The organism is Mangrovibacterium marinum (genome assembly GCF_003046625.1).
In the GTDB taxonomy this organism is placed as follows: Bacteria; Bacteroidota; Bacteroidia; order Bacteroidales; family Prolixibacteraceae; genus Mangrovibacterium; species Mangrovibacterium marinum.
Genome location: NZ_QAAD01000019.1, coordinates 25,947 through 38,905 on the forward strand (window position 1 = coordinate 25,947; position 12,959 = coordinate 38,905).

The 12,959-nt window shown below is 47.7% G+C and carries 10 protein-coding genes; 5 read left to right on the forward strand and 5 right to left on the reverse strand.

Going from position 1 to position 12,959, the window contains the following annotated elements; translation table 11 throughout:
* The first annotated feature begins 88 nt into the window (after positions 1-88).
* From C8N47_RS14930 to C8N47_RS14950, 5 genes are all read left to right on the forward strand, one after another.
* Positions 89-1,690 carry an Eco57I restriction-modification methylase domain-containing protein gene (locus C8N47_RS14930; protein WP_107823375.1) on the forward strand — a complete coding sequence of 534 codons (1,602 nt, stop codon included), beginning with the start codon at positions 89-91 and terminating at the stop codon, positions 1,688-1,690.
* Positions 1,638-2,573 carry a BsuBI/PstI family type II restriction endonuclease gene (locus C8N47_RS14935; RefSeq protein ID WP_107823376.1) on the forward strand — a complete coding sequence of 312 codons (936 nt, stop codon included), beginning with the start codon at positions 1,638-1,640 and terminating at the stop codon, positions 2,571-2,573. Before C8N47_RS14930 ends, C8N47_RS14935 begins: the two co-directional genes overlap by 53 nt.
* A gap of 161 nt (positions 2,574-2,734) precedes the next feature.
* Positions 2,735-3,565 carry a polysaccharide lyase gene (locus C8N47_RS14940; protein ID WP_107823377.1) on the forward strand — a complete coding sequence of 277 codons (831 nt, stop codon included), beginning with the start codon at positions 2,735-2,737 and terminating at the stop codon, positions 3,563-3,565.
* A gap of 15 nt (positions 3,566-3,580) precedes the next feature.
* The gene (locus tag C8N47_RS14945) at positions 3,581-5,005 is read left to right on the forward strand and encodes an MBOAT family O-acyltransferase (protein WP_107823378.1); all 1,425 of its coding nucleotides are present in this window, start codon (positions 3,581-3,583) and stop codon (positions 5,003-5,005) included.
* A 3-nt stretch (positions 5,006-5,008) separates the two neighbouring features.
* On the forward strand, positions 5,009-6,112 hold the full coding sequence (locus C8N47_RS14950; RefSeq protein WP_107823379.1) for an SGNH/GDSL hydrolase family protein: 1,104 nt from the start codon (positions 5,009-5,011) through the stop codon (positions 6,110-6,112).
* Here C8N47_RS14950 and C8N47_RS14955 read toward each other — a convergent pair.
* The 5 genes from C8N47_RS14955 to sufB all read right to left on the reverse strand — a co-directional run bounded on the left by C8N47_RS14955 (position 6,072) and on the right by sufB (position 12,908).
* Positions 6,072-7,292, reverse strand: a complete 1,221-nt coding sequence (locus C8N47_RS14955) for an aminotransferase class V-fold PLP-dependent enzyme (protein ID WP_107823380.1) — start codon at positions 7,290-7,292, stop codon at positions 6,072-6,074. The genes C8N47_RS14950 and C8N47_RS14955 overlap by 41 nt on opposite strands.
* Positions 7,293-7,534: 242 nt before the next feature.
* On the reverse strand, positions 7,535-9,199 hold the full coding sequence (locus C8N47_RS14960; protein ID WP_107823381.1) for an LVIVD repeat-containing protein: 1,665 nt from the start codon (positions 9,197-9,199) through the stop codon (positions 7,535-7,537).
* Positions 9,200-9,289: 90 nt separating this feature from the next.
* The gene (gene sufD / locus C8N47_RS14965) at positions 9,290-10,651 is read right to left on the reverse strand and encodes a Fe-S cluster assembly protein SufD (protein WP_107823382.1); all 1,362 of its coding nucleotides are present in this window, start codon (positions 10,649-10,651) and stop codon (positions 9,290-9,292) included.
* 2 nt (positions 10,652-10,653) lie between these two features.
* Entirely contained in the window at positions 10,654-11,403 is a 750-nt protein-coding gene (gene sufC / locus C8N47_RS14970) for a Fe-S cluster assembly ATPase SufC (RefSeq protein ID WP_107823383.1), read from the reverse strand.
* Positions 11,404-11,462: 59 nt separating this feature from the next.
* Entirely contained in the window at positions 11,463-12,908 is a 1,446-nt protein-coding gene (gene sufB / locus C8N47_RS14975; RefSeq protein WP_107823384.1) for a Fe-S cluster assembly protein SufB, read from the reverse strand.
* Positions 12,909-12,959 lie beyond the last annotated feature (51 nt).

The following is a 12,959-nucleotide window of genomic DNA, read 5'->3' on the forward strand; positions in this document are numbered from 1 at the left end:
CAACAACCAGCGGAAGTTTACGAATAGCCCAGTTGACTTCACGTGAGGGGTTTTGTCGTGACTCATAAAGATTAGTTACATTTGTAGCATGACAGATTTGGTAAAAAAATATCCTTCTCCCTCCGGGTTCGCCGAAAAAATAGCATTCGAGTATGCTCAAAAAACGACAAATGCACACAAAAAAGAAGCCGGGCAATTCTTCACTTCAAAACAAATCGCTGACTACATGGGAAGTTGGGGCAGTTCCAAATCCGACAAGGTATCAATTCTTGATCCGGGTTGTGGCACTGCCATTTTATCATCTGCATTAATTGAAAGTTTGGTCAACAAATCACCTCTTTTAAAAGCAGTTAAGTTAACTTTATTTGAAACAGATGAAGCCCTGATCCCTGAGCTACAAAAAGTAACTAGATTCCTAAGCAAGTGGTTAAGCGAAAGAGGTGTTGATCTAACAACGAGGATCTGTCAATCGGATTTCATCCTTGAAAATTCATCGGTATTCCGCACCGGCTCATTATTTGTAACAAGCGAAATAGAATGCTATGATTACATTATCTCGAACCCTCCCTATTTTAAAATCTCCAAATCGGACAAAAGAGCAGTTGTGGCTAAGGATCTGGTTCATGGGCAGCCCAATATCTATTCGTTATTCATGGGGGTATCTGCTAAACTACTGAAACCCGACGGAGAGTTAATCTTTATCACTCCCAGAAGCTTTGCGGCAGGCAACTACTTCAAAGCATTTCGTCAAGTTTTTTTCAAGGATGTTAGCCTGGCGGCCATTCACATTTTTGAGTCCCGAAACAAGATGTTTAAGAATGACAATGTACTCCAGGAGAACATCATCATCAAAGCAACAAAACAAATTAATACGCAAATAAAAATAACCACTTCCGAATGCGAGCAGGGGTTAACCAGCCCCACTGAACGATTCTTCGACACCGAAGCACTAATAGACTTAAAATCGGAAGATAAGGTGCTTTTTATTCCATCGAACGAAAATGAAGAGAAAGCAATCAAGCTTTTTAAAAGCTGGAAAAACGCGTTAACGGATTACAACATTAACATATCAACTGGCCCGGTTGTCGCATTTCGATGTAAGCAGTTTTTAAAAGAAGATGGTGAGATAAATACAAGTTATGCACCATTGATCTGGCTGCATAACATTAAAGAAATGGAACTTGTTTATCCGCTCAAAAAAGGAGGAAAAGAGGGATTGATTGCAATTTCAGAAGAAAGCCAAAAAGTATTGCTCCGTAATAAAAACTATATCCTGATTCGACGTTTTAGCTCGAAAGATGACAAAAGCAGACTCGTGTGTTGTCCCTACTTTGCATCATCTTTTGATTCCGAAATGATTGGCCTCGAAAATCACATTAATTATATCCATCGTCCTGGCGGAGAACTATCCGAAAATGAGATCTGGGGCATATCCGCACTATATAACAGCACCTTGTTTGACACCTATTTCAGAACTTTTAACGGGAACACACAAGTAGGGGCCACCGAACTTAAACAAATAAAAATGCCACTCTTGGAAGACATAATCCGGATCGGGAGTAAAGTCAAAAAGCTGAAAATACCGAATAAACAAACGATCGACAAGATTATTCACGAAATACTTAACTCAACCACTCATGTCGAAAATCATAGAAGCACAGGCGATTTTAAAAGCATTGGGGTTGCCTGAAGCACAACAAAACGAAATTGCAGCCTACACATTACTCGCCTTGTGCAACATTACTGAAAAAGATAAATGGTCACACGCTTATCGGGAAAGCCATGGGATATCAAAAGGCATCATGCGCTTTATTTCAGATAACTATAAAAAAGAATACGCGCCAAATACCCGAGAAACTTTTAGAAGGCAAGTACTGCATCAATTTGTACAAGCAGGCCTTGCAGTGTACAATCCGGATTTACCGAATTTACCGGTAAATAGTCCGCTTGCTCATTATGCCATTTCCGAAATAGCCTTAAAAACAATTAAGGCTTACAAGAGTCGAGACTGGAATAAAGCACTAACGGTGTTCTTCGCTGAAGTTGAAACCCTAAAAAAGCAATATTGCAAAGAGCGGGAACTATCACGAATTCCACTAAGTTTATCCGATGGAAGGATTCTAATGCTATCTCCGGGAAGACACAACGAGGTTCAAGCTGCTATCGTAAATGAATTTGCTTCTCGTTTCGCGCAAGGCTCACATCTCCTATACCTCGGTGATACCGAAAAAAAAGACCTGCATACCGATCATGAAACACTTGAGCGAATAGGTGTTTCACTTACAACACATAGTAAATTACCCGATGTAGTGATCTACCATGAAGAAAAAAACTGGTTGTATCTGATCGAAGCAGTCACCTCTCATGGACCAATGACACCTAAACGAATCGTAGAACTAGAAGAGCTATTAAAAGACTGCAGTGCCGGAAAGATCTATGTTTCCGCCTTTCCTGACTTTATGGAATTCAAAAAGCATACAAACGAAATAGCATGGGATACCGAAGTCTGGATTATGGACTTCCCGGAACACATGATTCACTTCAATGGAGATCGCTTTCTGGGTCCCAGATAACAACGCACATCTCCTATTGTAACGTTTTTTTATTCGACAGAACACACATTGAGAAAACACACAACACCACTAATCCCCGGCGCAAATCCCCGCCCAATGATAAAGACCGGCCAACTCGCAGGCAGGAAGCGCGTAAATCGAGGCCCCACAAAAAAGCAAACATGAAGAGCCATCCCTTCTATTTTATAATTCTCCTGCTACTGTCGTCGGCCTGTAACAAACAAACCGTGCCGCGCGATACCGGCAAGCTTGATTTTGAGCAAGTTGCTCCGGGAAAGCTGACTGACCGCAAGCTCCGCGAGCTATGGCCCGGATCAAGACTGCTTTGCGGCAAAAAAGATTTCATCTTTTATCGACTGGGAATTGATCAACATCCGCTATCAATTCAGGAAGAAAACAACAAGCATTTTCTGGAAGTCAAGATCCCGGCTCACCACTTCGGACCGATTACCGGAGCTCAATGGTCGCTGCCCGTCGCCCCTGCTGACGAATACTTTTTATCCTACAGTGTCCGTTTCAACGATCACTTCAACTTTGTAAAGGGCGGCAAGCTCCCCGGCCTGGCCGGAGGAACAGCAAACACGGGAGGTCATGTTCCCTCGGGTTACGACGGCTGGAGTGCGCGCATGATGTTTTGGGAAAACGGAAAACTAAGCTACTACCTCTACTATCCGAAACAATCAGGTCGCTGGGGCGAACGCCTCTACCTCACAACTCAATCGGGCGATACCCTTCAGTTGCAAAGCGGGAAATGGCATCGCATTACACAACACATCCGCATGAATGAGCCGCAACAGGCCGATGGCTTGCTGGAGGCCTGGGTTGATGAGCAACTGGTATTTTCGGCGAACAATATACTGTTCCGGAAAGCCCCGGAACTGCAAATTGACCAAATTCTGTTTAGCGTGTTTATGGGAGGCGACAATTTAAGTTGGACTTCCGACAAAGATCAATACATTTGTTTTGACAACTTTGCCGTTTACACCCGCTAAACCATCCCGGAAACTATGCTCTTTAATTCGATTGAATTTGTGCTCTTTTTCCCAATCGTCCTGCTGCTATACTGGTTTGTTTTCAACCGGCTGTCGCCCCGTGCCCGCAATCTGTTTCTGATTGCATGCAGCTACCTTTTCTATGCCTGGTGGGATTATCGCTTTCTGTCCTTAATTATCCTAAGCTCGCTAGTTGACTATTACTGCGGAATCCAAATTGAAAAAAACAGAGAACACCCGTCCAAACGAGCATTCTTATATCTAAGCATCCTGATTAATCTTGGCATCCTGTTTTTCTTTAAATACCACGGCTTTTTCATTTCTGAATTGCTCCTGCTATTGAACTCCCTCGGGATGCATATTCACCGCTCAACGCTCTCGATCATGCTCCCCATTGGGATTAGTTTTTACACCTTCCAGACGATGAGCTACACGATTGATGTTTACCGCAAACAGATCAAGGCAACCCACGATCTGCCGGCATTTCTGGCTTTCGTCTCCTTTTTCCCGCAGCTTGTAGCCGGCCCCATCGAGCGAGCCCGGCACTTGCTCCCGCAATTTCGTGCGAGCACTGTATTCAACTATCAGCTTGCCAGCAACGGCTTCAGGCAACTGCTGTGGGGATTGTTCGCCAAAATTGCCGTGGCCGATTCTGTGGCGCCTGTTGTGGATCATATTTTCTCAAACTCGGCGACCATGAGTGCAAGCTCGCTGGCTGCCGGAGCAGTACTGTTCAGCCTTCAGATTTACGGAGACTTTGCCGGCTATTCAAACATTGCAATCGGCACTGCGGCCCTGCTGGGCTTCGACCTGATGCAGAATTTCAATGTTCCCTATTTTTCCAGGAATATGCGCGAGTTCTGGACCCGATGGCACATCAGCCTGTCGTCCTGGTTTCGCGATTACCTGTATATTCCACTGGGAGGCAACCGCCGATCGCGCTTACGGCACCGCATCAATGTAATGGCAACATTTCTGTTAAGTGGACTTTGGCATGGTGCCAACTGGACTTTTCTGGCTTGGGGAACGCTACATGGAATAATCTACCTGCTGACCTACCCTTTTGCCAGAAACACCCGGAACGAAGCGCCCCAAATCAGGCAGCTCCCAGCAATCGCCATCACCTTTGGCCTGGTATGCTTCACCTTCATTTTTTTTCGGGCCGAAACAATTGCACAAGCCGCCCGCTACATTGCCCGAATGATGACTTTTAGCAAAGGGCTGTTGGTCACCGATTTCATATCGTCGAGGCAACTTCTCAGTGCCACCGTATTCCCGGCAATTTTAATCGGAACAGAATGGCTGCAACGCCACAAAAAGCATGGCCTCGACCTGAGCAGCACTCCCTCCCTTGTTCGGCATCTAAGCTATTACCTGCTTATAAGCGCCATCTTGTTCTGCTTCCAGTCAGAGCGTATCTTTATTTACTTTCAATTTTAAGCTGTGAAAATCCTCTACCGTATCCTACAAATCATCCTCCTCCCCCTGGCGATTATCGGCACAATCAACTATGCTGTTGATCCGGACTATACGCTGCGTAAAGATTACATCGGGCCGCTAAGCCAGGCGTTGATCAATCAGAAAGCCATTGCGGGCCCGGTGAACATCAACTCGCGCCTGCTGAAAAAGGAATGGATTTCCGCTATGCGCAACAACCCCAACGTCCTGGTCATCGGCTCGAGCCGAACATTATCCATCAGCAAGGACTGCTTTCCCGGCTCTGCCTTTTTCAACGCGTCGGTCACAAATTGCAGTCTACCGGACATGTATGCCTTCATCGAGCTTTTCGACCGCAAAGGACAACTGCCCGACACCATCCTTCTAGGAACCGACCTCTGGTTATTCGGCGATGCCTTTCAGGAGGTCCGCTGGCTCAATAACCGGGAAGCCACCCTCGAGCTGATGAAAAAGACCATGAACGGGCAAAAGGTCACACTACCATCAGCATGGTTGTTGAAAAAAGAATGGTTGAAGGAATTATTTTCGGTCAGCTACCTGATCCGATCGCTGCGTCTGCGGGAGAAGGCCGAGCAATTTACCATTGAAGATTCGGTAAGCTCCCCCAAAATGATGATCCTCCCCGACGGCAGCCGCTACATTCCACCGGCATTCGTTTCCCGGTCGCAAGAGGAAACAAAGAAAAAAGCACGCGCTTACTTTTACACCAGTCCAGATGAGCAATTCCGGCAGCTCTCGGCTGAGGCTACAGAACGCTTCGAAAGGCTTATCGATTATCTTCGGGAGAAAGGCTGTCAGGTGTTCCTCTATATTCCGCCATACCATCCAACCACCTACCAGTTGCTTGCCGGGACTGCCAAAACATCCGGCATAATCGATGCTGAACGTTATGTCCGGGCGATTGCCCGCGAGAAGCAAGTTGCATTGATTGGCGCCAGCGACCCCGCGGCCCTGGGATTGAACGGCGAGCAATTTTACGATGGTGTGCACCTGCGCGCCAAAGCGCTGGATAGCCTGATCACCACCGGTTTCACAAAAAAACAGTCTGTTAGCTCAGCATCGTCACCAGCTTTTTCAGCGCTGCAATAAACTGATCAATTTCATCCTGGGTGTTGTAAACGCCAAAGGAAATCCGGATGGTTCCCGAAACCTGGTAGTGTTGCATCACCGTATCGGCACACAGGCGCCCCGAGCGCACAGCAATACCCATTTTATCGAGCATGGTACTCAGATCGAACGAGTGAATACCTTCTACATTGAAAGTGATCACCCCCGACTTATCGGGTTGTGTTCCGTAAATCGTCATTCCCGGAATTTCCATCAGTTTCTCGGTGGCATAGTTCAGCAACCGATGTTCGTGTTCGGCAATGGCAGCAATGCCCAGATTCTCTAAATAGGCGATAGCTTCGCCAAAGGCGATCACGCCGGTAATGTTGGGGGTACCGGCTTCAAACTTATAGGGCAGCTCGTTGTAGGTCGTCGCTTCGAAGCTCACTTCCGAGATCATTTCGCCTCCTCCCTGGTAAGGCGGCATTTGATCCAGCAATTCCTTTTTGCCATAGAGCACACCAACACCGTTGGGACCAAACATTTTATGAGCCGAAAATGCGTAAAAATCAGCATCCAGCGCCACTACATCTACCGGCAGGTGATTCACCGCCTGGGCACCATCAACCAAAACTTTCACCCCCCGGGCATGGGCTTTTTCAATGATCTTCTGAACCGGGTTGACCGTCCCAAGGGTATTGGCGACCTGACAAACAGCCAGCAACCGGGTTTTTTCGTTGATCAGCTCATCAAGCTTTTCAATCATCAGCCGCCCGGCATCGTCGAAGGGAAGAACACGTACTTGGGCTCCCTTGCGGGCGGCCATCATTTGCCAGGGAACAATATTAGCGTGGTGTTCCATCTCGGAAACAATAATCTCATCACCTTCGTGAATAAAAGCCTCGCCAAAGGAAAAAGCCACCAGGTTGATACTTTCCGTAGTTCCCTTGGTGAAGATGATCTCCTCGCGATAGCCCGCATGAATGAAGGCCTTCACCTGATCGCGCACCGCTTCGAAATCGAGCGTTGCCTTGTCGGCCATATAGTGCGCCCCGCGATGAATATTCCCGTAATACTGCAGATGTAATTGCTCTTCCTTTTTCAACACAGCCAACGGCTTTTGCGACGAAGCAGCACTATCCAGGTAGATCAAAGGTTTGTTGTAAACCTGCTGTTCCAATACCGGAAAATCTTTTCGAATACGGGCAATATCTAATGTCATTTTCTTCTTCTTTTTAAGCTGAAATACAAAGCTAGCAATTTTTCACGGAGCAGTTCGACTTCCCCTTTGCCTTGCCCGCGGATTAACACAAACATGATACGTCGGGAGGCTGAAATGCAGGAGACGCAGTGAACAATTGTTGCGGCAACAAGCCTAAAACGGGCCAAATACTCCGAGCTTCCGGCATACAAAAAAATCCACCCTCATCGGATGGATTTTTCGAGCTATGAGCTATGAAGCTATTATTTTACATTTCCGCCCTGATCAACGAAATCGCCAATGATCTCGCCGCCTTTGTTCACTTTCACTGTTCCGGTTACATAAACCGAGCTATTGTCGCCAACAAATTCGAGCGAACCACCCGAGTTAATGTTCAGGTTTCCGTAGATGACCAGTGAGCCATCCACAATCATCTTATCGTTGATGTTGATCACATTGCCATTTCCACTACCGATGGACAGCGAACCGATCATCACAAACTCGCCGCCCGAGTTCACATTTACATGCGTAGAAACCGCCAGCGAACCACACCATATCAGCTGATCGCCGACATTCAAACCGCCAAGCGTAGCGGTTCCCGAATAGGCCTGAGGTTCGTTGCCATTAATGTTCAGCCAGCTGCCCCCGGTATAGGCCGGATAACTACTGCAAGTATATTCTCCTTCATCGTCCGCCTGGCTTTCTGAAATCTGAAGAATCTTCAATCCTCCGGTTCCGTCAGCTACAAAGATGTAACCATCACCAGTAGCCACATAGTTAGCCGATCCGTCGAGACTTAAAGCGCCCAGCCCGGTAGGTGCCGTCAGGTCGGTTCCCTTCAGGCTGTAAACCACAACTCCGGCAGCCCCTTCGGCCATGAAAATATGCTCATTGCTGGTGGTTACCGCATTGCACACCAAATCCGACGGATCGATGTTTTCATCATCAACAGTGGTCATCGGCAGCTTGTTGATCACTGTTCCGTCGACGAGGCTGTAAATACCAACACCATCAAAACCTTCGGCTACCAGCAGTTGATTATCGTAAAAATCAATTGTCCGTTTCGCTTCGGCAACATCCTCGGGCAGATCGATGGTCAGGCTCTCCGTCATCGACGAAAGCTCGTACACGCGAATACCGTCCGCACCACTTAACAGCACCAGCTTATCACCATCAATTCCCACGGCTCTCAAATCGTCGGCAACAACGCTATCGCCGGCGGCATCGTTGGTTAGTGCAAATGAAGCCAGAGCCCCCTGAAACCCCGAAACCGCGTAGTAATAGCTATCACCGACGGCCACATCGGTTCCCGTGGTACCTGCCAGCTCCAGATAGCTAATATCGTCGGAGAGCATTGCGCCATCAAGCGTCATTTTGGCTAAAACCGCCGGACTGCTCACGCCCTCGTAAGCATCCACATCGCGGGCTCCGGCCATATACAGCAGGCCCTCGTGGATGGCTATTGCACTGATTTCCATATTGGGAAACTCAACCTCCATCGCCAACTGCGGCAAGCTTGGGTCCGATACGTCAATCAGGTCGATTGCCCCGCGGTAAGCATCACCACGCAGGTTATAACTTACGTAAGCATAATTTCCATCAACCACAACGTGGGTTGCCTGCACCTGGACCCCGTCAATAGTCGGAGCCGACACTTCGCCGACCAGGCTCAGCACAACATCGCTGGCCACATCCGAGTCCACCAGCGCCGATTTAGTCGTCACCGTCTCCTCGTTAAAAAAGCCATCGGGCATAGCTGCCATATCGCGCCCGGCCACAACCTTTGCTCCGGCAGTGGTCAAACGTCCTTCCAGGCCGGAAACTTTCACAACAACATTTTCTGATTTCAGCTCATTCGACTCGTCGTCCTGACAAGCTGACACAAACAGTACAAGCAGGGCCAGGCCCCACAACTTCATCTTTTTCATTTTACTAAGTCCTTTTTATGTAGTTAATTCAGCGTATTTCAAAAAAAAGGAACCGCAAAACAGTTCCTTTGTTTATTCTTCATGAACGCCTTAAGCGTCACAATTATTGCATTTTCCCAGTTCTCCCTTCAGGCGTTTTTCCACCAGTTCGTCAATCCGATCGCGCAGTGGCTCAATTCGGATTTCCTGAACAACTTCGTGTGCAAACGCATTCATCAGCATCATCCGTGCATCAGCTTCACCGATACCGCGCTGACGCATGTAGAATAAGGCGTCCAGGTCGATTTGACCAACCGTAGCACCGTGGCTACACTTCACATCGTCGGCATCGATAATCAGCTGAGGCTTGGTATTCATTTTAGCCGTGTCGGTCAACAACACATTGTTGTTCCGCTGAAAGGCGTTGGTTTTTTGCGCATCGCGGGCTACATGAATACGCCCGGTGAAAGCTCCCACGGAGTCTTCATCCAACACATTTTTATACAACTGATTGCTCAGGCAATTGGCCTGGTTATGCTGAATGTTGGTGTAATTGTCAACATGCTGACGCTTATCGGTAAACGACATTCCGTAAACATTGGCTTCGGCATTTTCGCCGTCCATACTCACCAACAGGTTATTGCGGATTAAACCGCCATGCAGACTGGCAACGCCGGACATCAAATTCGATTTCTCACCCAATTTGAAGAAAACCGAGTTGATGGCGTTGGATTTATTATTTTGATTCTGCACGGCGTAAACATCAACCACTGCCCGATCGCCCACAAAAACCTCCGTAACGCTGTTGCCCAGGCACTCGCTTGAGGTAAGAGTATGGTCGCAAAAAATGACCTTCGCCTCGCTGTTGGCACCGGCAATAATCAGGTTTCGCTGGGTTGAGAAGACAGCTTCCTGCGCGCGGGTGAGGTTGATCACCTGTACCGGTTTTTCAAACTTCACATTCTCCGGCACATACATGAAAAATCCATCTTGTGCAAAAGCGGTATTCAGCGCTACCAGCGGATCGTCCGACAAGGCAGCCTGCCGGTTCAGGTAGTTCTCCAGCAGTTCCGGCTGTTCGTTGGCCACTTGCTTCAAACTCCCTACAACTACGCCATCAGGCAGACCTTCCAGCTGTTTGTTGCGGGCATAGTACCAGCCATTCACCAGCAGAATAGTGTAGGTATCCAGCTGCGGAACATCACAACGAAAAACTTCGTTCAGGTCAACATCAACTTTCTCGTATTCAAAAATGTGACGATATTCTTTTCCGAAAACACGTTCGAGATTGGTGTATTTATAGTCCTCGTTTTTGAAGCCGGGGACTCCTTGCTGCTCAAAGCGTTTGATGGCAATATCACGCATCCGGTTCAGGACGGGCGAAGAGCCCTGATCGAGCGTGCTGCGGTTGACCTGATAAAGCTCGCTGTATTTTTCGCTCACAGCTTTCTTATTGATTAACGTTTGAGTCATGTTTATGCAAATTCTTTTTTAATCCAGTCGTAACCTTTTTCTTCCAACTCCAGTGCCAGCTCTTTTCCGGCCGACATGACAATCTTCCCGTTATACAGCACGTGCACAAAATCGGGCACAATATAATCGAGCAGACGTTGGTAGTGCGTAATTACGATGGCTGAGCGCTCGGGGCTCTTCAGGGCATTGACTCCTTCGGCAACAACGCGAAGGGCATCGATATCCAAGCCGGAGTCTGTCTCATCCAGGATAGCCAGTTTGGGTTCCAGCATTGCCATCTGGAAGATTTCATTTTTCTTTTTCTCGCCTCCCGAGAAGCCTTCGTTTACCGAACGGTTCGTCAACTGGGAGTCCAAATGAAGCATTTCCTTTTTCTCGCGCATGAGCTTCAAAAACTCACCGGCGGTCAGGGGTTCCTGTCCTTTAAACTTGCGATGTTCGTTTACCGAAGCCTTCAGAAAATTAACCATCGGCACACCTGGTATTTCCACCGGATACTGAAAGCTCAGGAACAAGCCCATGCGGGCCCGATCCTCGGGAGCCATATCCAACAGGTCCTGGCCCATGAAGCTGACCTCTCCTTCGGTAATTTCGTAGCCTTCGCGACCAGTTAATACATTGCCCAGCGTACTTTTCCCGGCACCGTTTGGTCCCATGATGGCGTGAATCTCGCCCGGCTTAATCTCCAGATTCAAGCCGTTTAATATTTGTTTTCCCTCAACTGAGGCTTTTAAATTCTTTATTGTTAACATATCGTATAAGTTCCAAATTTCAAGTTTAAAAATCCAATTTCCTTATGGAGGCAACCAGCCTAGCCCACGCTTCCTTCCAGACTGATCTGCAACAGTTTTTGTGCTTCAACAGCAAACTCCATCGGCAGCTTATTCAATACCTCTTTGGCATAGCCGTTCACAATCATACCAATGGCATCCTCGGTTGAGATACCCCGCTGGTTACAGTAGAAGATCTGGTCTTCACCAATTTTCGAGGTGGTAGCTTCGTGTTCAATAATCGACGACTTATTGGCCACCTCAATATAAGGAAAGGTATGTGCCCCGCAGGTCGATCCCAGCAGCAGCGAGTCGCACTGCGAAAAGTTCCGGGCGTTGGTTGCTCCAGGCATCACTTTCACCAGCCCGCGGTAAGCGTTGTCGCTTCGTCCGGCCGAGATACCTTTCGACACGATGGTACTTTTGGTGTTTTTACCAATATGGATCATTTTGGTACCGGTATCGGCTTGCTGAAAGTTGTTGGTAACAGCCACCGAGTTAAACTCGCCGACCGAATTATCGCCCATCAAAATACAGCTTGGGTACTTCCAGGTGATCGCTGAACCGGTTTCAACCTGAGTCCAGCTAATTTTAGACGATTCGCCCCGGCAAATACCGCGTTTGGTCACAAAGTTGTAAACCCCGCCTTTGCCGTTTTTATCGCCCGGATACCAGTTTTGAACCGTTGAATATTTCACGTCAGCGCGATCCATGGCAATAATCTCAACAATGGCCGCGTGCAGCTGGTTTTCATCACGCATCGGGGCAGTACAGCCCTCCAGGTAACTCACCTTGCTGTCATCGTCGGCAACAATCAGCGTCCGCTCAAACTGCCCGGTTCCGGCTGCATTGATCCGGAAATAAGTCGACAATTCCATCGGACATTTCACCCCCTTAGGAATGTAACAGAACGAGCCGTCGGAGAACACGGCCGAGTTGAGTGCGGCAAAAAAGTTATCGGTAACGGGAACGGCCATGCCCAGGTACTTTTGGACCAGGTCAGGATGTTCTTTCACCGCATCGGAGAAGGAACAAAAAATAATGCCTTTCTCGGCCAGCGTTTCCTTAAAGGTTGTTTTCACCGATACACTATCGATAACGGCATCCACGGCAACACCTGACAGAATTTTTTGTTCCTCCAGCGGAATACCTAATTTATTGAAAGTTTCCAGCAACTCCGGATCAACCTCGTCCAAACTTTCGTACTGGGGCTTTTTCTTGGGAGCCGCATAATAAATAATGTCCTGGAAGTCGATCTTCGGGATCTTCAAATACGCCCAATCCGGCATCGGCATTTTTTGCCATTTGCGAAAAGCCTCCAAGCGAAAATTCAACATAAATTCCGGTTCTTCCTTCTTCGCGGAGATCGCCCGAATAACGTCTTCATTCAGCCCTTTCGGCAGCGTTTCCATGTCGAAATCGGACACAAAGCCGAACTCATATTCCTTCGACGTTACTTCGTGCAATATTTTATCTTGTTCTTCCATATTCTATTCCTCAATTTCTGTGACTGTATAACAATCAAGCATTCGGCATGT

Excerpts from the sequence above, each read along its gene's own strand:
- C8N47_RS14930 (WP_107823375.1), top strand. The coding sequence starts at position 89 with ATGACAGATTTGGTAAAAAAATATCCTTCTCCCTCCGGGTTCGCCGAA.
- C8N47_RS14935 (WP_107823376.1), top strand. The coding sequence starts at position 1,638 with ATGTCGAAAATCATAGAAGCACAGGCGATTTTAAAAGCATTGGGGTTG.
- C8N47_RS14940 (WP_107823377.1), top strand. The coding sequence starts at position 2,735 with ATGAAGAGCCATCCCTTCTATTTTATAATTCTCCTGCTACTGTCGTCG.
- C8N47_RS14945 (WP_107823378.1), top strand. The coding sequence starts at position 3,581 with ATGCTCTTTAATTCGATTGAATTTGTGCTCTTTTTCCCAATCGTCCTG.
- C8N47_RS14955 (WP_107823380.1), bottom strand. The coding sequence starts at position 7,292 with ATGACATTAGATATTGCCCGTATTCGAAAAGATTTTCCGGTATTGGAA.
- C8N47_RS14960 (WP_107823381.1), bottom strand. The coding sequence starts at position 9,199 with ATGAAAAAGATGAAGTTGTGGGGCCTGGCCCTGCTTGTACTGTTTGTG.
- sufD (WP_107823382.1), bottom strand. The coding sequence starts at position 10,651 with ATGACTCAAACGTTAATCAATAAGAAAGCTGTGAGCGAAAAATACAGC.
- sufC (WP_107823383.1), bottom strand. The coding sequence starts at position 11,403 with ATGTTAACAATAAAGAATTTAAAAGCCTCAGTTGAGGGAAAACAAATA.
- sufB (WP_107823384.1), bottom strand. The coding sequence starts at position 12,908 with ATGGAAGAACAAGATAAAATATTGCACGAAGTAACGTCGAAGGAATAT.